The organism is Streptomyces sp. NPDC006393, from assembly GCF_040628575.1.
In the GTDB taxonomy this organism is placed as follows: domain Bacteria; phylum Actinomycetota; class Actinomycetes; order Streptomycetales; family Streptomycetaceae; genus Streptomyces.
Genome location: NZ_JBEXZD010000031.1, coordinates 14,589 through 33,558, shown reverse-complemented (window position 1 = coordinate 33,558; position 18,970 = coordinate 14,589). Strand labels below are relative to the sequence as shown.

Annotated in this window: 17 protein-coding genes; 8 read left to right on the top strand and 9 right to left on the bottom strand. The window is 68.7% G+C overall.

All coding sequences use genetic code 11. The annotated features are described in order from the left end of the window. Positions 1 to 117: 117 nt before the first annotated feature. The 3 genes from ABZ484_RS15630 to ABZ484_RS15620 form a co-directional block, all read right to left on the bottom strand. Entirely contained in the window at positions 118 to 1,380 is a 1,263-nt protein-coding gene (locus ABZ484_RS15630; protein ID WP_358866422.1) for an MFS transporter, read from the bottom strand. 93 nt (positions 1,381 to 1,473) lie between these two features. Beyond that, entirely contained in the window at positions 1,474 to 2,556 is a 1,083-nt protein-coding gene (locus tag ABZ484_RS15625; RefSeq protein ID WP_358866421.1) for an inositol-3-phosphate synthase, read from the bottom strand. A 44-nt stretch (positions 2,557 to 2,600) separates the two neighbouring features. Continuing rightward, entirely contained in the window at positions 2,601 to 3,284 is a 684-nt protein-coding gene (locus ABZ484_RS15620; protein ID WP_358866420.1) for a helix-turn-helix transcriptional regulator, read from the bottom strand. A gap of 396 nt (positions 3,285 to 3,680) precedes the next feature. On the opposite strand from ABZ484_RS15620, the gene ABZ484_RS15615 reads away from it, so the two are divergent. After that, complete coding sequence (locus ABZ484_RS15615) at positions 3,681 to 6,386, top strand: transglycosylase domain-containing protein (RefSeq protein ID WP_358866419.1); 2,706 nt, start codon at positions 3,681 to 3,683, stop codon at positions 6,384 to 6,386. A 127-nt stretch (positions 6,387 to 6,513) separates the two neighbouring features. Further along, positions 6,514 to 8,028: a glycosyltransferase 87 family protein gene (locus ABZ484_RS15610; RefSeq protein WP_358866418.1), complete on the top strand. Its 1,515-nt coding sequence runs from the start codon at positions 6,514 to 6,516 to the stop codon at positions 8,026 to 8,028. A 94-nt stretch (positions 8,029 to 8,122) separates the two neighbouring features. On the opposite strand, the gene ABZ484_RS15605 is transcribed toward ABZ484_RS15610, so the two are convergent. The 3 genes from ABZ484_RS15605 to ABZ484_RS15595 form a co-directional block, all read right to left on the bottom strand. Further along, positions 8,123 to 9,154 carry an alanine racemase gene (locus ABZ484_RS15605; protein ID WP_358866417.1) on the bottom strand — a complete coding sequence of 344 codons (1,032 nt, stop codon included), beginning with the start codon at positions 9,152 to 9,154 and terminating at the stop codon, positions 8,123 to 8,125. Between the two features lie 102 nt (positions 9,155 to 9,256). Then, positions 9,257 to 10,378: a peptidoglycan bridge formation glycyltransferase FemX gene (gene femX, locus ABZ484_RS15600; RefSeq protein WP_358866416.1), complete on the bottom strand. Its 1,122-nt coding sequence runs from the start codon at positions 10,376 to 10,378 to the stop codon at positions 9,257 to 9,259. 214 nt (positions 10,379 to 10,592) lie between these two features. Continuing rightward, positions 10,593 to 10,916, bottom strand: coding sequence for a hypothetical protein (locus tag ABZ484_RS15595; RefSeq protein ID WP_358866415.1), 324 nt, complete (start codon positions 10,914 to 10,916; stop codon positions 10,593 to 10,595). 297 nt (positions 10,917 to 11,213) lie between these two features. Here ABZ484_RS15595 and rpsF point away from each other — a divergent pair, with 297 nt between their 5' ends. The 4 genes from rpsF (at position 11,214) to rplI (ending at position 12,939) form a co-directional block, all read left to right on the top strand. Next, positions 11,214 to 11,504 carry a 30S ribosomal protein S6 gene (gene rpsF, locus ABZ484_RS15590; protein WP_003991486.1) on the top strand — a complete coding sequence of 97 codons (291 nt, stop codon included), beginning with the start codon at positions 11,214 to 11,216 and terminating at the stop codon, positions 11,502 to 11,504. A 76-nt stretch (positions 11,505 to 11,580) separates the two neighbouring features. After that, positions 11,581 to 12,156 (top strand): single-stranded DNA-binding protein, encoded by a 576-nt coding sequence (locus tag ABZ484_RS15585; RefSeq protein ID WP_358866414.1) that lies wholly within the window; start codon positions 11,581 to 11,583, stop codon positions 12,154 to 12,156. An 81-nt stretch (positions 12,157 to 12,237) separates the two neighbouring features. Then, a complete protein-coding gene (rpsR, locus tag ABZ484_RS15580; RefSeq protein ID WP_003949403.1) occupies positions 12,238 to 12,474 on the top strand; it encodes a 30S ribosomal protein S18 in 237 nt (78 codons plus the stop codon). 18 nt (positions 12,475 to 12,492) lie between these two features. Then, positions 12,493 to 12,939: a 50S ribosomal protein L9 gene (gene rplI, locus ABZ484_RS15575; RefSeq protein ID WP_030168569.1), complete on the top strand. Its 447-nt coding sequence runs from the start codon at positions 12,493 to 12,495 to the stop codon at positions 12,937 to 12,939. Between the two features lie 178 nt (positions 12,940 to 13,117). Here the strand turns inward: rplI and ABZ484_RS15570 are convergent, their stop codons facing one another. Then, on the bottom strand, positions 13,118 to 14,455 hold the full coding sequence (locus ABZ484_RS15570) for an MATE family efflux transporter (protein WP_358866413.1): 1,338 nt from the start codon (positions 14,453 to 14,455) through the stop codon (positions 13,118 to 13,120). Between the two features lie 459 nt (positions 14,456 to 14,914). On the opposite strand from ABZ484_RS15570, the gene dnaB reads away from it, so the two are divergent. Then, positions 14,915 to 16,390: a replicative DNA helicase gene (gene dnaB / locus ABZ484_RS15565; RefSeq protein WP_358866412.1), complete on the top strand. Its 1,476-nt coding sequence runs from the start codon at positions 14,915 to 14,917 to the stop codon at positions 16,388 to 16,390. A 92-nt stretch (positions 16,391 to 16,482) separates the two neighbouring features. Then, a complete protein-coding gene (locus ABZ484_RS15560) occupies positions 16,483 to 17,868 on the top strand; it encodes a serine hydrolase domain-containing protein (protein ID WP_358866411.1) in 1,386 nt (461 codons plus the stop codon). A gap of 72 nt (positions 17,869 to 17,940) precedes the next feature. Here ABZ484_RS15560 and ABZ484_RS15555 read toward each other — a convergent pair whose 3' ends face one another. Together ABZ484_RS15555 and ABZ484_RS15550 are read right to left on the bottom strand one after the other, a co-directional pair. Then, positions 17,941 to 18,393, bottom strand: coding sequence for a GNAT family N-acetyltransferase (locus tag ABZ484_RS15555; RefSeq protein ID WP_358866410.1), 453 nt, complete (start codon positions 18,391 to 18,393; stop codon positions 17,941 to 17,943). Positions 18,394 to 18,402: 9 nt separating this feature from the next. Then, positions 18,403 to 18,867 carry a MarR family transcriptional regulator gene (locus tag ABZ484_RS15550; RefSeq protein WP_358866409.1) on the bottom strand — a complete coding sequence of 155 codons (465 nt, stop codon included), beginning with the start codon at positions 18,865 to 18,867 and terminating at the stop codon, positions 18,403 to 18,405. Positions 18,868 to 18,970 lie beyond the last annotated feature (103 nt).

Sequence of the window (18,970 nt, the reverse complement as noted above, 5' to 3'; positions counted from 1 at the left end):
CCCCTGGAACGTAGGCAGGATGACGCGGACATGGCGTCGAAATAAGACGCACGTAAGCTACAGCCCGCCAGTGACAACCCCGTACTCCGTAGGGGGTCTGTGTCATTGATGTGACACTTACTGGCGTTCAAACCAGGCCATAGCCCCCGCAACGACCCCGTAGATCACGGCCACCGTGACCACGAGCACGGCCGAACGGCCGTCCGGCGGCAGCATCAGGGCGGCGACGCCCGCGGCGCCCACGAAGGCGGCGTTGAACAACACGTCGTACACGGAGAAGATCCGGCCACGGAAGCCGTCCTCGATCACCGACTGCACGATCGTGTCCGTGGCGATCTTCGCTCCCTGGGTGGTCAGCCCCAGGACGAAGGCGGTGACCAGCAGCGGGCCGGTGGCGAACGGAAGGCCGAGGGCGGCCTCCAGAACGGCGGCCGAGCCGGCGCACACGGCGATCCAGCGGGCCGGGCCCAGCCGTCCCGCCGCCCAGGGGGTCACGACCGCCGCGGCGAAGAACCCGGCACCGGAGAAGCCCAGCGCCAGCCCGAGCAGGCGCAGGCCCTCACCGGTGCCGGACGTCAGGCCGTAGCGGCACAGCATCAGCACCATGACCGTCAGCGCGCCGTAGCAGAACCGCATCAGCGTCATCGAGGCCAGCGCCCGGGCCGCCGCCCTGCGGGGCGGCGCCGCGAGATGGCGTACGCCGGCCGCCAGCTCACGTGCGGTTCCGGTCAGCGCGGCGCCCAGCCGCGGCCGCGCCGGGCCGCGGTCGGGACCGAGCAGCTCCGGCGCCATGAGCAGCGACACGAGGGCCGAGCACAGATAGAGGACGGCGCCGAGCAGCACCACGGCCGCGTCGGAGTCCGCACCCGCCAGGCGCACGAGGAAGGCGAGCCCGCCGCCCGCGAAGGCGGCCAGGGAGCCCGCCGTCGGCGACAGGGAGTTGGCCATCACCAGCCGCTCGGCGTCGACCACCCGTGGCAGCGCCGCGGACAGCCCCGCGAGGACGAAGCGATTGACGGCGGTGACGCACAGAGCCGAGACGTAGAACAGCCGATCGGGGACGGCGGCCACCATCAGCACGGCCGTCGCCGCCGCCATCACCGCGCGCACCAGATTGCCGTAGAGGAAGACCTGACGGCGCCGCCAGCGGTCCAGCAGAACCCCGGCGAAGGGGCCGACCAGGGAGTACGGCAGCAGCAGCACCGCCATCGCCGAGGCGACCGCGGCGGCCGAGGCCTGATGCTCCGGGGAGAAGACGACGTAGGTGGCGAGCGCGACCTGGTACACGCCGTCTGCCTCCTGGGAGAGGAGCCGTATGGCGAGAAGGCGCCGGAAATCCTTGAAGCGCAGCAGGACGCGCAGGTCACGGACGACGGCCATGAGGCACAGCCTCACATACGGGAAGGGTCCCCGGGTCCGGTACGCGTGGCGTACCCGGCCCGGGGACCCAACAGCCCTGGCAGGAGCGGTTTTTCAGCGCTCGACGTCGCCGCGGATGAACTTCTCCACGTTCTCGCGGGCCTCGTCGTCGAAGTACTGGACCGGCGGGGACTTCATGAAGTACGAGGACGCCGACAGGATCGGGCCGCCGATGCCCCGGTCCTTGGCGATCTTCGCGGCGCGCAGGGCGTCGATGATGACACCGGCGGAGTTCGGGGAGTCCCAGACCTCGAGCTTGTACTCCAGGTTCAGCGGAACGTCACCGAAGGCGCGGCCCTCGAGGCGGACGTAGGCCCACTTGCGGTCGTCGAGCCAGGCCACGTAGTCGGACGGGCCGATGTGGACGTTCTTCTCGCCGAGGTCCCGGTCGGGGATCTGGGAGGTGACGGCCTGGGTCTTGGAGATCTTCTTGGACTCCAGGCGCTCACGCTCGAGCATGTTCTTGAAGTCCATGTTGCCGCCGACGTTCAGCTGCATCGTGCGGTCCAGGATGACGCCGCGGTCCTCGAACAGCTTCGCCATGACACGGTGCGTGATGGTGGCGCCGACCTGGGACTTGATGTCGTCACCGACGATCGGCACGCCCGCCTCGGTGAACTTGTCCGCCCACTCCTTGGTGCCGGCGATGAAGACCGGGAGGGCGTTGACGAAGGCGACCTTGGCGTCGATGGCGCACTGGGCGTAGAACTTCGCCGCGTCCTCGGAGCCGACCGGCAGGTAGCAGACCAGGACGTCGACCTGCTTGTCCTTGAGGACCTGGACGATGTCGACCGGCTCCTCGGCGGACTCCTCGATGGTCTGGCGGTAGTACTTGCCGAGACCGTCCAGGGTGTGGCCGCGCTGGACCGTCACACCGGTGGAGGGGACGTCGCAGATCTTGATGGTGTTGTTCTCCGACGCGCCGATGGCGTCCGCGAGGTCCAGACCGACCTTCTTCGCGTCGACGTCGAAGGCGGCGACGAACTCGACGTCCCGCACGTGGTAGTCGCCGAACTGCACGTGCATGAGGCCCGGGACCTTGGAGGCCGGGTCGGCGTCCTTGTAGTACTCGACGCCCTGCACCAGCGATGCGGCGCAGTTGCCCACGCCGACGATGGCTACGCGAACCGAACCCATTCCGGTTGCTCCCTGTGTGTACTCGGTGAAGCCCCGACGGGACCTCACGTGGCGGTGTCGCCGGGCGTATCCGGCCGGGAAGGATCCCCGGTCCGGGGCAGGCCGCCCGTCGCTCCATTGGTGGTGTCCTGCTGAGCGGTCCCCCCGGTGGCGGAACCCTTCAGGTCCCGTCCGGCCCGCTCGCTCTCGATGAGCTCGTTCAGCCAGCGCACTTCGCGCTCCACGGACTCCATCCCGTGGCGCTGGAGCTCGAGGGTGTAGTCGTCGAGGCGCTCCCGGGTGCGCGCGAGGGAGGCGCGCATCTTCTCCAGGCGCTCCTCCAGCCGACTGCGGCGGCCCTCGAGCACGCGCATGCGTACGTCGCGCGACGTCTGCCCGAAGAAGGCGAAGCGCGCGGCGAAGTGCTCGTCGTCGTACGTGTCGGGGCCCGTCTGGGAGAGCAGCTCCTCGAAGTGCTCCTTACCTTCTGCCGTCAACCGGTAGACGATCTTGGCGCGACGCCCCGCGAGCGCGGCGGCGACGGTGTCCTCGGCGGTGCTCCCCGGCTCCTCGATCAACCAGCCGTTCGCGACCAGCGTCTTGAGGCAGGGGTAGAGCGTCCCGTAGCTGAACGCACGGAACACACCCAGTGACGTATTGAGTCGTTTGCGCAGCTCATAGCCGTGCATCGGGGACTCGCGGAGCAGGCCGAGTACGGCGAACTCGAGGATTCCGGAACGCCGGCCCACTGTCGCCTCCTCTCTGCCGCGACCCGGTGGTGGCGGGCCACTCCGGGTGCCGTGACGGTCTTTATGTCGCCCTGATGTATCGACTCGATACATCACGACGATAGAACGGCGCTGCGCATGCGACAAGAGGTGACATGGTGAGCGGGATCACATCACTGTTTCGGTGGAGGCAAGTTGCCTGATTTGGGGTGAACTTCGGGACCCGGTGGGTTTTGGCGGTGCGTAGTCTGTGCGCCATGCAGACCGCCGGGAACCGAGTGACGCCTGGGGACGTCCTCGTCCCTGGTGCAGTACGGGTGAATGCGCGACCGACCACATCCGTACTTCGGGGGGACCGGAAACCAGCCGCCGTTTCCAGGCGCGCAAGGGTGCGCCTGCCCGAGGAGTAGTCGTTCGATGAGCGAGCACCGTCGCAAACCGCCGCAGCCGCAGGGAGGCGGACGTGCCGCGGCCCGACGCGGCCAGTCCGGTTCGTCCTCCGGCCGCCGTGCGGCACCGCGAGGCGCCACCGGGTCACCTGCAGACTCCTATGGGTCCACGTCCTACGGGTCGGGCTCGTACGGTGCGGGGGGTGAGGGCCGCCCGTACGGCGGGCGCGCCGAGGCCCGCCGGGCCGCGCAGAGAGGCGGTGGCCGGCGCAGAGGGGGCGGCCCCGGCGGCCCGAACGGGCCGGGGCGCGGCCGGGGGCGGACGGCTCCCCCCGCCAGGAAGCGGTTCATCGACTACCCGCGGGCGGGCAAGTACGGCTGGCGCCGCTGGGTGCCTTCCTGGAAGCTGGTCTCGGGACTGTTCATCGGCTTCATCGGGAGCCTCGTGGCAGTGGCGGGCATCGGGTACGCCATGGTGAGCGTGCCCAACGTCGCCCAGACCGCGACGGCGCAGAACAACGTCTACCTCTGGTCCGACGGAACGCCGATGGTCGCGACGGGCGGTGAGACGAACCGCCAGATCGTCAACCTCTCGCAGATCCCCGAGGCGATGCGCTGGGCGGTCATCTCGCAGGAGAACAAGACCTTCTACACCGACAGCGGCATCGACCCCAAGGGCATCGCCCGTGCGGTCTTCAACATGGCCACCGGTGGTCAGACGCAGGGTGGTTCCACGATCACCCAGCAGTACGTCAAGAACGCGCGCCTGGACGACCAGTCGCAGACGGTCTCCCGCAAGTTCAAGGAGATCTTCATCTCGATCAAGGTGGGCGCCACCGTCAAGAAGGACGACATCCTGGCCGGCTACCTGAACTCGGCGTACTACGGCCGGGGGGCGTACGGCATCCAGGCGGCCGCGCGCGCGTACTTCAACAAGGACGCCATCCAGCTGAACCCGGGCGAGTGCGCCTTCCTCGCGGCGATGCTCAAGGGCGCCACGTACTACGACCCGGCCGGCTCCGTGTCCATCGACCCGGCCGCCACGCCCCAGGCCAACGCCAAGCGCGCCACGGCACAGATGCAGGACACTCTGGACAAGATGGTCAAGTACGGCCATCTGGGCGCCGCCGAACGGGCCAAGTACACCAAGCTCCCGCACTGGGAGAACCCGCGGTCCAACACCAGGCTGAGCGGTCAGATCGGCTACCTCGTCGACCTGGCCAACAGCTACCTGGTCGCCCACAGCGACGAGACGCACATCACCCAGGAGCAGTTGCAGCTGGGCGGCTACAGGATCAAGACGACCTTCGACAAGAAGAAGGTCAACGAGCTCAAGAGCGCGGTCGAGAAGGTCCAGAAGGCCAACATCAAGCCGAAGGAGCGTCCGGACACCGACACCCACGTCCAGTTCGGCGGGGCCTCGGTGGACCCGGCCACGGGGGCCATCAAGGCGATCTACGGCGGTGAGGACTGGACGAAGCACTTCACCGACAACGCCGACGCCACCGGCGCGCAGGTGGGTTCGACCTTCAAGCCGTTCGTGCTGGCGGCGGCCATGCGGGACGGTGTCCGCGACCCGCACAAGGACCCGGTACAGGCGCAGGACGAACGCACCCAGGTCTCGCCCAAGAGCCGCTTCAGCGGCAAGAACAAGCTCAAGATCAAGGACTACGACGGGACGGTCTGGAAGAACGAGGAGGGAAAGGAGTGGAACCAGACCAACGACGGCAATGAGTCCTACGGGACCCCGCCGAACTACATGATCGATCTGCGCGAGGCGATGCGGGAGTCGGTGAACTCCGCGTTCGTCCAGCTCGGCATGGACGTGGGTCTGGAGAAGGTCAAGCAGGCGGCCCTGGACGCGGGACTGAAGGAGGACAGCCTGGCCGGCACCAGCTACCCCTCCTTCTCCATCGGCATCTCCGACCCCAGCGCGATCCGCATGGCCGGCGCCTACGCCACGTTCGCGGCCAGCGGCAAGCAGAACGACCCGTTCTCCGTCCTGGAGGTCAACAACAAGGACGGGCAGGTCTACGAGCACAGGAGCAGCACGAAGCAGGCCTTCACCGCGGCGGTCGCCGACAATGTGACGGACGTCCTCAAGACCGTGGTCGAGAAGGGAACGGGTACCAACGCCCAGCTGCCCGGGCGGGAGGTGGCCGGCAAGACGGGTACCACCGACGGCAACAAGTCCGCCTGGTTCGTGGGCTACACCCGGCAGCTGTCCACCGCCATCAGCATGTTCCGGATGGACGACAACGAGAAGAACAAGTCGCGCACCTTCCTGGAGATGTATGGAACGGGCGGCCAGAAGAAGATCCACGGTGCCTCGTTCCCGGCGCAGATCTGGCACGACTACATGCTGCAGGCGCTCGAAGGCCAGCCGGCCGAGCCGTTCCCGACGCCCGAGCCCATCGGTGAGATCGTCAACGCCGCTCCCAGCCCCACGCCCACTCCCTCGGCCACCCAGAGCCAGGAGTCGAGCCCGACGCCGACGCCCACGCCCACCGAGACCCGTACCAGTCCGTCGCCCACGCCGACCGAGTCGAACTGTGGTTTCTTCGGCTGCTCGGACACCGGCGGTCAGAACGGCGGCAACGGCAACGGAGGCAACGACGCCGGCGGGACGGACGGAGGCTTCCCCTCCCCGACCCCCACCGCCACGGAGACCAGCACCGAAGGCACCACCCGGGGCAACGGCAACGGAGGCTTCTTCGGAGGCACGGGCAATTAGCGGCGAGGCCGCGAGTCCTGGACCCGGCGCCGTCCGGTAAGGACGTTTCACGTGAAACATGGGCCGTCGCACCGTCGAGGTGCGGCGGCCCACGGCTTTTCCGGGACGCGTACGGCAGGATGGCGGCATGCCCAGTGCTGAATCGACGCAAGCGAGCGTGCACGAGCCCGCCCCCGGCCCGGTGCTGCCGACCAGGGAGGACGAGGTCGCTGCGGCCGGCAGCGAGCTGATCGGCGGTCCTGCCGGGCGGCGCGCCCTGCTCGGGACGTCCTGGTGGACTCCGGTGCGGGTCGTCGCGCTCGTCGCGATCGGCATGTTCGCCCTCGGCCTGGTCCAGAAGGCGCCCTGCTACCACAGCGCGTGGTTCTTCGGGGCCAGCTCGCAGTACACGAAGGCCTGCTACTCGGACATCCCGCACCTCTACCAGGGGCGCGGCTTCGCCGACGGCCTCGTGCCCTACTTCGACAAGCTCACCGGCGACATGCCGTACCTCGAGTATCCGGTGCTGACCGGTGTGTTCATGGAGGTGGCCTCCTGGCTGACCCCGCACAGCGGCACCATCCAGCACCAGGAGCAGTGGTACTGGATGGTCAACGCCGGGATGCTGATGGTCTGCGCGGCCGTGATCGCCGTCTGTGTGGTCCGCACCCATGCCCGGCGTCCCTGGGACGGTCTGCTGGTGGCCTTGGCGCCGGCCTTCGCACTGACCGCGACCATCAACTGGGACCTGCTGGCGGTCGCCCTGACGGCCGCCGCGATGCTGATGTGGTCCCGGCAGCGCTCCCTCGCCTTCGGTGTCCTCCTAGGGCTCGCCACGGCCGCCAAGCTCTACCCGGTGCTCCTGCTCGGTCCCCTGCTCGTGCTCTGCTGGCGGGCGGGCCGATGGCGGGACTTCGGCAGGGCCCTGGCGGGTGCGGTCGTCGCCTGGCTGCTGGTGAACGTGCCGGTGATGGCCTTCGCCTCCGACGGCTGGTGGCAGTTCTACAGGTTCAGCCACGACCGGGGCGTCGACTTCGGATCCTTCTGGCTGATCTGGGCCCAGAACTCCAGCAGTCCGCCCAGCACCGACTTCGTCAACACCGTGGCCACGCTGCTGGTGGTGCTGTGCTTCCTCGGCATCGCGGCGCTCGCCCTGTTCGCTCCCCGCCGCCCGCGCTTCGCCCAGCTGGCCTTCCTGGTGGTGGCGGCGTTCATCCTCACCAACAAGGTCTACTCACCGCAGTACGTGCTGTGGCTGGTGCCGCTCGCGGTGCTGGCCCGCCCGAAGTGGCGGGACTTCCTGATCTGGCAGGCCTGCGAGGTGGCGTACTTCCTCGGTATCTGGATGTACCTCGCGTACACGACCAGCGGGGACGCGCACAAGGGACTGCCGACCCACGGCTACCAGTGGGCGATCGCCATTCATCTGGCGGGGACGCTGTTCCTGTGCGCGGTCGTCGTCCGCGACATCCTGATGCCGGAGCGGGACGTGGTGCGCCGGGGCGGGGACGACGATCCCTCGGGTGGTGTGCTCGACGGCGCGCCGGACCACTTCGTCCTCGGTACCTCGGGCCATTCCCGGCTCCACGCGGCACACTTCGGCGGGCCGCCGGTGGAGTGGGGCAGCCGGATCCCGGCGCCACCCGAGGACCGTTCGCTGTGAGCGAACGGCGCTGAGGAGGCCTCAGGAGGCTTCAGGAAGACCGAAGGCCGTACACGGCGGGCACCGTGTACGGCCTTCGGCGTGGAGGGACCGCTCAGCGGTCCACGAGCCGGTCGAACTGTGTGGTGGTGTGCCGCAGATGGGCCACCAGTTCGTCCCCGACCTTCGGCTCCGCGGCGTCCGAGGGCACGAACAGGATGGAGACCTGCATGTGCGGGGGCTCGGCGAACCAGCGCTGCTTGCCGCCCCAGACGAACGGCGAGAGGTTCCGGTTCACCGTGGCCAGCCCGGCCCGTGCCACGCCCTTGGCGCGCGGCATGACGCCGTGCAGTGCCTTCGGTGCCTCCAGGCCCACTCCGTGCGACGTGCCCCCCGCCACGACGACGAGGAAGCCGTCGGAGGCCGCCTTCTGCTGGCGGTAGCCGAAGCGGTCGCCCTTGGCCACCCGTGTGACGTCCAGGACCGCGCCGCGGTACTCGGTGGCCTCGTGGTCACCGAGCCACAGCCGTGTGCCGATGCGGGCGCGGAACCGGGTCTGCGGGAACTGCTGCTGCAACCGGGCGAGTTCCTCGGCCTTCAGGTGGCTGACGAACATGGTGTGCAGCGGCAGCCGCGCCGCGCGCAGCCGGTCCATCCAGCCGATGACCTCCTCGACGGCGTCCGAGCCGTCGGTGCGATCCAGCGGCAGATGGATGGCGAAGCCCTCCAGGCGGACGTTCTCGATGGCGGCGTGCAGCTGCGGCAGGTCCTGCTCACTGACGCCGTGCCGCTTCATCGAGGACATCACCTCGATCACGACACGCGCCCCCACCAGGCCGTACACGCCGTCGATCGACGACACCGACCGGATCACCCGGTCGGGCAGCGGCACGGGCTCCTCGCCGCGCCGGTAGGGGGTCAGCACCAGCAGGTCACCGCCGAACCAGTCCTTGATCCGCGCGGCCTCGTACGTGGTGCCGACGGCGAGGACGTCCGAGCCGAGCCGGGTGGCCTCCTCCGCCAGCCGCTCGTGGCCGAAGCCGTAGCCGTTGCCCTTGCAGACCGGGACCAGTCCCGGGAACTGCTCCTGCACGTGCTTGTGGTGCGCCCGCCAGCGCGCGGTGTCGACGTAGAGCGTGAGCGCCATGGCCGGACCCGGAACCTTTCTCGTGGCTGCGGTGAATCAGAAGTGTGGGGATTGCCGACGGTGTCGAAGCGGAGCGACGGTGTCGAGCGGTCGAACGCGAGGTCAGCGGCGCGACATGTAGATGTCGAGCGCCTTGTGGAGCAGCTTGTTCAGCGGGAAGTCCCACTCGCCGAGGTACTCGGCGGCCTGCCCGCCGGTACCGACCTTGAACTGGATCAGGCCGAACAGGTGGTCGGTCTCGTCCAGCGAGTCGGAGATGCCGCGCAGGTCGTAGACCGTGGCGCCGAGGGCGTAGGCGTCGCGCAGCATCCGCCACTGCATCGCGTTCGAGGGGCGGACCTCACGGCCGATGTTGTCGGAGGCCCCGTAGGAGTACCAGACGTGGCCCCCGACGATCAGCATCGTCGCCGCGGCCAGGTTCACGCCGTTGTGCCGCGCGAAGTACAGCCGCATGCGGTTCGGGTCCTCCGAGTTGAGGGCCATCCACATGCGCTGGAAGTACGACAGCGGGCGCGGCCGGAAGTGGTCGCGCACGGCCGTGATCTCGTACAGCCGCTGCCACTCCTCCAGGTCGTGGTAGCCGCCCTGGACGACCTCGACGCCCGCCTTCTCGGCCTTCTTGATGTTGCGGCGCCACAGCTGGTTGAAGTTCTTGTGCACTTCTTCCAGGGACCGGTTGGCGAGCGGCACCTGGAAGACGTAGCGGGGCTGGACGTCACCGAAGCCGGCGCCCCCGTCCTCACCCTGCTGCCAGCCCATGCGGCGCAGCTTGTCGGCGACCTCGAAGGCGCGGGGCTCGATGAAGTCGGCCTCGAGGTCGCGCAGGCGCTTGACGTCGGAGTCCTGGATGCCCCTCTTGATGGTCTCCGAGTTCCAGCGGCGGATGATCACCGGCGGGCCCATCTTCACCGAGAAGGCACCCTGCTGCTTCAGATGCGCCAGCATCGGCTGGATCCAGTCGTCGAGGTTCGGCGCGAACCAGTTGATGACCGGGCCCTCGGGCAGATAGGCGAGATAGCGCTTGATCTTGGGCAGCTGACGGTAGAGGACCAGACCGGCACCGACCATCTCGCCGGTGCGGTCGTCGAACCAGCCGAGATTCTCCGAGCGCCACTCCGCCTTGACGTCCGCCCATGCCGGGACCTGCATGTGACTCGCCGCCGGCAGACTCTGGATGTAGGCCAGATGCTGCTCTCGACTGATGGTCCTCAGGGTCAGGCTCATTCGGGGCGCTCCTCGGGCTGGCGTGTCCCCATGGGTTCAGGGGCTCCGGCTCTCGCGCCGAAGCCTACTGCGCCCCGGGAGCGCGCACTCTGGCCGCACGCAACCTTCGCCCCGGCCCGGCAAGGGGCCGGGGCGTGCTGCGCTCGGACCGTGCGGCGCCCGTGGGGTCGGGCGGACGCCGTCCGGGAACAGGAGCGGCCGCGATTGCCCGGCGTCAGCTGATGACGCCGCCGAAGAGGCCGCCGTGTGCCATGCCGAGGAAGAAACCGATCGCGGCGGCGCCGAGGCCGAGGATCAGCCCGAAGCGCTCGCGCGTGGTCACGGAGATCCACTGGCCGTACGCCCCGGTGAGGATGCCCGCCAGGCCGGCCCAGGAACTCACCAGATGCAGGCTGTGGAAGAGGAGCCCGGTGATGAAGGCGAGCACACCCAGCACCAGGGTCACCGCGAGCAGGGTGTCCTGCAGCGGGTGGGACTTGCCGTCCGTGGCGAAGAGCCCGTTGCTCGCGGCGGTGTTCGGTCGCATCGTCTGTGCCATGGGGCACCTCCAGCGAAAAGCGGCGCATCGTAGCGCCGTGCACACCCGAGGTGTCCAGGTTGCCGGGTCCTGCGCCCCGATTTCAACCGGAAGCGGGGGTGCGGGTAGTCTGTACCGTCTGCACTCGTGTCTGCCCGGACCGAAGCCAGGGCAACCTGGGGACGGCCCGGAGATTCCGTCGGCCGACCCCGATTGTCAGTGCCGGCTGATTTACTGGCAAGCACGATTGCGTACGCATCACAACCCTCCTGCCACGGAACGACCGTGGCCGCTGAGTCCAAAGGAGGTGGGTTCCACATGCGTCACTACGAGGTGATGGTCATCCTCGACCCCGACGTCGAGGAGCGCGCTGTCTCCCCGCTGATCGAGAACTTCCTCTCTGTCGTCCGTGACGGCGGCGGAAAGGTCGAGAAGGTCGACACCTGGGGCCGTCGTCGTCTCGCGTACGAGATCAAGAAGAAGCCCGAGGGCATCTACTCGGTCATCGACCTGCAGGCCGAGCCTGCGGTCGTCAAGGAGCTCGACCGCCAGATGAACCTGAACGAGTCGGTCCTCCGGACCAAGGTCCTCCGCCCCGAGACCCACTGAGCCCTCCCGCTCAGCCGGTCTCGGGATTCGAGTAGCAGCACCAGCAGCCAGCAGCACACCCGCCGAGAGGTTCCCCATGGCAGGCGAGACCGTCATCACGGTCGTCGGCAATCTTGTCGACGACCCCGAGCTGCGCTTCACCCCCTCCGGTGCGGCGGTCGCGAAGTTCCGTGTCGCGTCCACCCCCCGCACCTTCGACCGTCAGACGAACGAGTGGAAGGACGGCGAGAGCCTCTTCCTCACGTGCTCGGTCTGGCGCCAGGCGGCGGAGAACGTCGCCGAGTCGCTCCAGCGAGGCATGCGCGTCATCGTGCAGGGCCGGCTGAAGCAGCGGTCCTACGAGGACCGTGAGGGCGTCAAGCGCACGGTCTACGAGCTGGACGTCGAGGAAGTCGGCGCCAGCCTGCGCAACGCCACGGCCAAGGTCACCAAGACCGCCGGCCGCGGTGGGCAGGGTCAGGGCGGTTACGGCGGCGGTGGCGGCCAGGGCGGCGGCGGCTGGGGCGGCGGCCCCGGCGGTGGCGGCCAGCAGGGCGGTGCCCCCGCCGATGACCCGTGGGCGACCGGCGCTCCCGCCGGTGGCAACCAGGGTGGCGGCTGGGGTGGCGGCTCCGGCGGCGGTGGCGGCTACTCGGACGAGCCCCCCTTCTAGGCCTTGCGGCCGGTCTTCCGGGGCCGGGCCCGGGTCAGGGTGGGCCGTACCCACACTTCTTGATCACACAGGAGAAACACCATGGCGAAGCCGCCTGTGCGCAAGCCTAAGAAGAAGGTCTGCGCTTTCTGCAAGGACAAGGTCACGTACGTGGACTACAAGGACACGAACATGCTGCGGAAGTTCATTTCCGACCGCGGCAAGATCCGTGCCCGCCGCGTGACCGGCAACTGCACGCAGCACCAGCGTGACGTCGCCACGGCCGTGAAGAACAGCCGTGAGATGGCGCTGCTGCCCTACACGTCCACCGCGCGCTAAGGGAAGGGTGACCTACTCATGAAGATCATCCTCACCCACGAGGTCTCCGGCCTCGGTGCCGCGGGCGACGTCGTCGACGTCAAGGACGGCTACGCTCGCAACTACCTGATCCCGCGGAAGTTCGCGATCCGCTGGACCAAGGGTGGCGAGAAGGACGTCGAGCAGATCCGTCGTGCTCGCAAGATCCACGAGATCCAGACCATCGAGCAGGCCAACCAGGTCAAGGCCCAGCTCGAGGGCGTGAAGGTCCGCCTGGCCGTTCGCTCCGGCGACGCCGGCCGTCTCTTCGGCTCCGTCACCCCGGCCGACGTCGCTTCGGCGATCAAGGCCGCCGGTGGTCCCGAGGTCGACAAGCGTCGCATCGAGCTGGGTGCGCCGATCAAGACCCTGGGCGCCCACGAGACGTCCGTGCGTCTGCACCCCGAGGTTGCCGCCAAGGTCAGCATCGAGGTCGTCGCCGCCTGAGTGCTGCGCGCAGCTTGAGCAGTCGGTAAAGGGGCCGTACCCGTCGAGGGTGCGGCCCCTTTCCACGGTCGTGTCTTTTCCATGGCTGTGGCCGGCGCCCTTCCATGGCCGACACGCGTGATGCGGCGCCGGGTGTTTCACGTGAAACATGACAGGCACGGTGTTTCACGTGAAACGGTCAGCGCGTAGCACCGGTGACGACCCAGCGGCCCGAGCGCGAGCGCAGCCACAGGGTCAGCAAGCGTACGGTCATCATCAGCGTCATCGCAGCCCAGAGCGCGGTGAGCCCGCCTCCGAGGATGGGCACGAGCAGCGCCACCGGAGTGAAGACGACGAGGGTCACCAACATGGCGCCCGCGAGATAAGGTCCGTCTCCAGCACCCATCAGCACACCGTCGAGCACAAAAACCACGCCGCAGATCGGCTGGGAGAGCGCCACCATGAGCAGCGCGGGCAGCGCTGCGTCCTTGACCACGGTGTCGCTGGTGAACAGAGGCAGGAAGAGCGGGCGGCTCGCCAGCACGAGGAGCCCGAGGACGACCCCGACCGCCATGCCCCACTGGACCATGCGGCGGCAGGCCTCGCGCGCGCCCTGGGGATCGTCGGCACCGAGGTAGCGTCCGATGATCGCCTGCCCGGCGATCGCGATCGCGTCGAGCGCGAAGGCGAGCAGGCTCCACAGGGACAGGATGATCTGGTGGGCGGCGATGTCCGCGTCGCCGAGGCGGGCCGCGACCGCCGTGGCGATCATCAGGATGGCCCGTAGCGAGAGGGTGCGAACGAGCAGGGGGGCTCCGGCCTGTGCGGACGCCCTGATCCCGGCGGCGTCCGGGCGCAGAGAGGCAGAGTGTCTGCGGGCTCCGCGGACGACCACGATGAGATAGACGGCGGCCATGCCGCACTGGGCGATGACGGTGCCCCAGGCGGAACCCGCAATGCCGAGTCCGGCGCCGTAGACGAGTCCTGCGTTGAGGGCGGCGTTGGCGATGAAGCCGGCGACGGCGACGTACAGAGGCGTCCGGGTGTCCTGGAGTCCGCGCAGTACACCGGTGGCGGCGAGCACCACGAGCATGGCCGGGATGCCCAGGGAGGAAATGCGCAGATACGTCGTCGCGTACGGAGCTGCCCTGTGCGAGGAGCCGAAGAGATCGACGAGGGCGGGGGCAGTGGGCAGAACGACCACGATGACGGTGGCGCCGAGCAGCAGGGCCAGCCAGATGCCGTCCATGCCCTGGCGGATGGCGGCTGGGAGGTCGCCCGCGCCGACACGTCGGGCGACGGCGGCCGTGGTGGCGTAGGCGAGGAAGACGAAGATGCTGACGGCGGTCGTCAGCAGGGCCGAGGCGACACCGAGTCCGGCGAGCTGCGCCGTTCCGAGGTGGCCGACGATCGCGCTGTCGGCCATGACGAAGAGCGGTTCGGCGACGAGGGCGCCGAAGGCCGGCACGGCCAGCGCGACGATCTCTCGGTCGTGCTGACGCCGGCCAGCCCTGGGGCGTGCGGGGGCCTGTGTCATGGGCACCAATCTAATCGTCCACAGGTAAGCGACGCAAAGGCATTGGACCCCTTACTCGGCGTCCCGTCCTGCGCACTTGTACGCACCGTTCGAACCGATCTTGGTCCAAGGGGAGAAGTTTTTCTTCTGCACAGCCAGTGGACGGCAATCATGCAGGTCAGAGCGGCCATGGAGAATCCGGCGAGGTCTTGTTCACAGCACTGTCCACCGGGTCGTGCACAGGTTTGGGGGAGTTCTCCACAGCATCCGGTCGCTCGTCCACATGGCCTGTGGATAACCAGATTGGCTGACGGTGCCCGGGGGCCTACCGTAGTCCGGCGCGCGCTCCGTCCGCAGGCTTCCAAACCGTCATAAAAAGACGGGCCAGAAGCGGAGTCGGGCTTCTCGAATTGTCAGTGCCGTGCCGTAGAAATGAGGGGCACGGCGAGGTCCGCTCGGCGGACGGGAGGAGGTCGCTCGGTGAGCATTTCCGAGCCCTTGGACGACCCGTGGGCCGACAGTGGACCCAGTGATCGTCTGCCTGCCTCCCGGCGTCGGCCCGACCAGGTCCGGGGTCGCGACGAACAGCACGACCGCGGCCCGGACGACGGGAAGTGGGACGGCGGCTCGTCGTTCGAGCGCGTCCCCCCGCAGGATCTCGACGCGGAGCAGTCCGTCCTCGGCGGGATGCTCCTGTCCAAGGACGCCATCGCCGACGTCGTCGAGATCCTCAAGGGCCACGACTTCTACAAGCCCGCGCACGAGACGATCTACCAGGCCATCCTCGACGTCTACGCCAAGGGCGAGCCGGCCGACCCCATCACCATCGCCGCCGAGCTCACCAAGCGCGGCGAGATCAACAAGGTGGGCGGCGCCTCGTATCTGCACTCCCTCGTGCAGACCGTGCCCACGGCGGCGAACGCCGCGTACTACGCGGAGATCGTCCACGAGCGCGCGGTCCTGCGCCGCCTGGTCGAAGCGGGTACGCGGATCACACAGATGGGATACGCGGCCGACGACGACGTCGACGAGATCGTCAACCGCGCCCAGGCCGAGATCTACGCGGTCACCGAGCAGCGCACCAGTGAGGACTACCTGCCGCTGGGCGACATCATGGAGGGCGCGCTCGACGAGATCGAGGCGATCGGCTCACGCAGTGGGGAGATGACGGGTGTGCCCACCGGGTTCACCGACTTCGACTCGCTGACGAACGGCCTGCACCCGGGGCAGATGATCGTCATCGCCGCACGGCCCGCGATGGGTAAGTCGACGCTCGCCCTGGATTTCGCGCGGGCCGCGTCGATCAAGCACAACCTGCCGAGCGTCATCTTCTCCCTGGAGATGGGCCGCAACGAGATCGCGATGCGGCTGCTGTCCGCGGAGGCCCGGGTCGCCCTGCACCACATGCGCTCGGGCACGATGACCGACGAGGACTGGACGCGGCTGGCCCGTCGCATGCCGGACGTCTCGGCGGCCCCGCTCTACATCGACGACTCCCCGAACCTGTCGATGATGGAGATCCGCGCCAAGTGCCGGCGCCTGAAACAGCGCAACGACCTCAAGCTGGTCGTCATCGACTACCTCCAGCTGATGCAGTCCGGTGGCTCCAAGCGCGCCGAGAGCCGCCAGCAGGAGGTCTCGGACATGTCCCGGAACCTGAAGCTGCTGGCCAAGGAGCTGGAGATCCCGGTCATCGCGCTCTCCCAGCTCAACCGTGGTCCCGAGCAGCGCACCGACAAGAAGCCGATGGTCTCCGACCTGCGCGAGTCCGGCTCCATCGAGCAGGACGCCGACATGGTCATCCTGCTCCACCGTGAGGACGCCTACGAGAAGGAGTCGCCGCGTGCCGGCGAGGCCGACCTGATCGTGGCCAAGCACCGCAATGGCCCGACGGCGACGATCACGGTCGCCTTCCAGGGCCACTACTCGCGGTTCGTGGACATGGCGCAGACCTGACCGGTGCCTGTGGGCCGGTGGCCACCGTGCCCAGGCCGGTCCCCGGGTGAAATCCGCTCGACGCGCGCGGGTGTACCGGATGGACTGAGGGCATGACGACACCTCAGGATGAGTTGCTTCCGAGCACCCGCCGGGCCCTGCTGCACCGGATCGCGGTCGCCCAGGCCGAGGGGCGGGCACCGTCGCTCGTCGCCGCGGTCACCCGTGGCGGGCGGACGGTCTGGCACGGGGCACGGACGTCGGTGGACGGCCATGCGCCGGACGAGAACACGCAGTACCGCATCGGCTCGATCACCAAGACCTTCACCGCTGTGCTCGTGCTGCGCCTGCGTGACGAGGGCCTGCTCGATCTCGTGGACCCGCTGGAGAAGCATCTGCCGGGAACCGGTGCGGGGGAGGCGACGATCGGGGATCTGCTGGCGCACACCGGCGGCCTGGCCGCCGAGTCACCCGCACCCTGGTGGGAGAGGACCCCTGGAACACTTCGCCCCGAACTCGCCGACGTGCTCGGCGAGAAGCCGCTGCGGCATCCGGTCGGACGTCGGTTCCACTATTCCAATCCCGGCTACACCGTGCTGGGCGCGCTCGTCGAGAAGCTGCGGGGTGCCGCATGGGAGGACGTCCTTCGGCGGGAAGTGCTCGAACCCCTGGGGCTGCATCGGACAAGCACTCGATCCCAGGCACCCCATGCGGGTGGCTGGGCGGTGCACCCGTGGGCCGACGTGATGCTGCCCGAGCCCGCCGAAGACCTCGGCCGGATGGCCCCGGCTGGACAACTGTGGTCGACTACGGGCGATCTGGCCCGGTTCGCCGTCTTCCTCGCCCAGGGGGACGACCGGGTGCTGAGCGCCGCGTCGCTGCGCGAGATGCGGCAGCCGTCGGCCCCGTCCGAGGACATGGACGTGGTGACGGGGTACGCCTACGGTCTGGGGCTGGAGCTGCGGCGGTCGGGCGAGCGGCTGCTGGTGGGGCACTCGGGGTCGCTGCCGGGCTTTCTCGCCTTTCTCACCATCGCCGTGGAGGACGACGTGGCCGCCGTCGTGCTGGCCAACTGCACCTCAGGCGTGCCGCTGGCCACCGTGGGCGCCGACCTGGTCCGTATCGTCGCCGATGCCGAACCGCGGATTCCGGAGCCCTGGCGACCGCTGCGGGAGGTGGAGCCGTCGCTGCTGGAGCTGGCGGGGCAGTGGTACTGGGGGACGTACGGCTTCGGTCTGCGGCTGACGGCGGACGGACTCCTCTCTCTGGAGCCGCTGTCCGGCACCGGCCGGCGTTCGCGATTCCGGGCGAACGGTGACGGCACCTGGACCGGGTTGGAGGGGTACTACGCCGGAGAGCTGCTGCGGCCCGTAAGGCGGACGGATGGCTCCGTGGACCATCTGGACCTCGGATCCTTCGTGTTCACGCGGCAGCCGTACGACGAGAACGCGTCGGTTCCCGGTGGCGTCGACCCAGAGGGGTGGCGGGGTATCGGGTAGCCCGTTTCACGCTGAAGGGGCCTGTTTCACGTGAAACAGGCCCCTTCAGTGCCTTTGCGGCGGAAGTTGTCGCTACAGCGGAAGCTTGAAGCCGATATGTGACGCCTCGAAGCCGAGCCGCTCGTAGAAGCGGTGCGCGTCGGTACGTGTCCTGTCGGATGTCAGCTGCACCAACTGGCAGCCCTGACGCCGGGATTCCGCGATCGCCCACTCGATCAGCTGGGTGCCCAGTCCGCTTCCCCGCTCGTCGGCATGGATGCGCACGGCCTCGATGATCGACCGGGTGGCCCCCCGTCGCGAGAGGCCGGGGATGACCGTCAGCTGGAGCGTGCCGACGACGCGGCCCTCGCGGGCGGCGACGACCAGGTGCTGGTTCGGGTCTGCGCTGAGCCGTTCCAGTGCGGCCAGGTACGGGGCGAGGTCGCCGGGGGACTCCCGCTGGGCGCCCAGTGGGTCGTCAGCGAGCATGGCGACGATGGCGGGGACGTCGCCGGTGACGGCCTCCCGTATCTCAAGATCTCCCATGACCGCACCTTATGCGGCGGCCGGCGCCTTCAGGGACTCGACGACCCGGACCAGCGGTGCCAGCTCCGGGTTCCGCGCGGCCTCGTCGAGCGACTCGCGCAGGGCGGCGTCGTTGGTCGGCCGGGCCTCCTCCAGGAGCTTGAGCCCGGCCTCGGTGACATTGGTATAGATGCCGCGGCGGTCGGTGGGGCACAGGTACCGCTCGAGCAGTCCACGATCCTCGAGTCGGGTGACGAGCCGGGTGGTGGCGCTCTGGCTGAGGACGACCGCGTCGGCCACCTGCTTCATCTGGAGATGGCCGCCCTCGCCGTCGTGCTGTCGGCTGAGCACATCGAGCAGGGAGTACTCGCGCACGCTCAGGCCATGCCCCGACTGCAGAGCGCGCTCGATGTGCGCCTCGATCCTCCCGTGGAGCAGCGAGAGTGCGCACCAGCCCTGGGCGAGAGCGGTGAGCGCGGGGTCCGTCGCTGTCATGGGCGTCTCCTCCATCCCGGGCGGTTGACTCCAGGATAGAGCAACTTCGCAATAGCCCTCATTTGCCAGTAGCCCGCGTCTGCAATTATTGTCGAGACGCGTA

Bases quoted from the DNA above. Each gene is read 5' to 3' on its own strand.
- ABZ484_RS15630 (WP_358866422.1), bottom strand. From the start codon at position 1,380: ATGGCCGTCGTCCGTGACCTGCGCGTCCTGCTGCGCTTCAAGGATTTC.
- ABZ484_RS15625 (WP_358866421.1), bottom strand. From the start codon at position 2,556: ATGGGTTCGGTTCGCGTAGCCATCGTCGGCGTGGGCAACTGCGCCGCA.
- ABZ484_RS15615 (WP_358866419.1), top strand. From the start codon at position 3,681: ATGAGCGAGCACCGTCGCAAACCGCCGCAGCCGCAGGGAGGCGGACGT.
- ABZ484_RS15610 (WP_358866418.1), top strand. From the start codon at position 6,514: ATGCCCAGTGCTGAATCGACGCAAGCGAGCGTGCACGAGCCCGCCCCC.
- ABZ484_RS15605 (WP_358866417.1), bottom strand. From the start codon at position 9,154: ATGGCGCTCACGCTCTACGTCGACACCGCGCGCTGGCGGGCGCACCAC.
- femX (WP_358866416.1), bottom strand. From the start codon at position 10,378: ATGAGCCTGACCCTGAGGACCATCAGTCGAGAGCAGCATCTGGCCTAC.
- ABZ484_RS15595 (WP_358866415.1), bottom strand. From the start codon at position 10,916: ATGGCACAGACGATGCGACCGAACACCGCCGCGAGCAACGGGCTCTTC.
- rpsF (WP_003991486.1), top strand. From the start codon at position 11,214: ATGCGTCACTACGAGGTGATGGTCATCCTCGACCCCGACGTCGAGGAG.
- ABZ484_RS15585 (WP_358866414.1), top strand. From the start codon at position 11,581: ATGGCAGGCGAGACCGTCATCACGGTCGTCGGCAATCTTGTCGACGAC.
- rpsR (WP_003949403.1), top strand. From the start codon at position 12,238: ATGGCGAAGCCGCCTGTGCGCAAGCCTAAGAAGAAGGTCTGCGCTTTC.
- rplI (WP_030168569.1), top strand. From the start codon at position 12,493: ATGAAGATCATCCTCACCCACGAGGTCTCCGGCCTCGGTGCCGCGGGC.
- ABZ484_RS15570 (WP_358866413.1), bottom strand. From the start codon at position 14,455: ATGACACAGGCCCCCGCACGCCCCAGGGCTGGCCGGCGTCAGCACGAC.
- ABZ484_RS15560 (WP_358866411.1), top strand. From the start codon at position 16,483: ATGACGACACCTCAGGATGAGTTGCTTCCGAGCACCCGCCGGGCCCTG.
- ABZ484_RS15555 (WP_358866410.1), bottom strand. From the start codon at position 18,393: ATGGGAGATCTTGAGATACGGGAGGCCGTCACCGGCGACGTCCCCGCC.
- ABZ484_RS15550 (WP_358866409.1), bottom strand. From the start codon at position 18,867: ATGACAGCGACGGACCCCGCGCTCACCGCTCTCGCCCAGGGCTGGTGC.